Here is an 881-nt window from a genome sequence, read left to right on the forward strand (position 1 = left end):
GCGCTGCCCAGCACGGTGATTGCGGCGATCACGGGCGCCACCGCCAGATTGGCGGCGACGGCGACCAGGCTGAACCGTCCGGAGATCGCGGCGACCAGCGGCGCGGTCACCAGTTGCGCCGCCCCCGCGACCGCGACGGCGTCGGCAAGCGGCTTGGGCCAGCCCCGGCCGACCAGGCGGCGCGACCAAGGCGGGGCGAGGACAACCAGCGCCGTGGTCGCGACCACCGACAGCGCGAAGCCCACGTCGACGGCCAGCTGCGGTACCACCGCCAGCAGGACCAGCACCGTCGCCGACAACGCCGGAATCGCCTGCCGCCGCCGCGATGACCACATCGCCGTCAGCGCGATGGCGCCCATCACGGCCGCCCGTAACACGCTGGCCGAGGGCTGCACCACGACGACGAAGGCGACCAGAGCCAGCCCGGCCAGCACCGCGGCGGCCCGCGGTCCGATCAGTGTGGCCGACAACAACATTGCCGCGCACACGATGGTGACGTTGGCGCCCGAGACCGCCGTGAGGTGCGTCATTCCCGCGGTGCGGAATTCGTCGCGAGTGGCCCTGCCGAGGTGTGCGGTGTCCCCCACCACGAGCGCGGGGAGCATCGCGGCCTGGTCGGTCGGCAACACTTCGCGCACGGCGGCGGTGAACTTGCTGCGGACGGCGTGGGCAGCCCGTTGCATCCACCCGGCACGCCCCAGTTCCGGCCGGCCCGTCGCGGTCAGCACCGCGACCGTCAGGTCGTGGCGGGTGGGCCGGGCAATGCGCGCGCTGAACCGCACCGGCCGACCGACCATCAGCCCGTCGTCGTCACCGAAATCCGAATCGCGTGCGAAAACGGTTACCCTGCCGGACATTTCGTCATCGCCCAAGCGCAATAA

At 72.1% G+C, this 881-nt stretch carries 1 protein-coding gene; it reads right to left on the reverse strand.

Annotation, left to right across the window (positions count from 1 at the left end):
- A partial coding sequence (locus A5645_RS17005) for a ComEC/Rec2 family competence protein (RefSeq protein ID WP_172830555.1) occupies positions 1 to 881 on the reverse strand: 881 nt, incomplete at both ends.

The organism is Mycobacterium asiaticum (genome assembly GCF_001673635.1).
Lineage (GTDB): Bacteria > Actinomycetota > Actinomycetes > Mycobacteriales > Mycobacteriaceae > Mycobacterium > Mycobacterium asiaticum_C.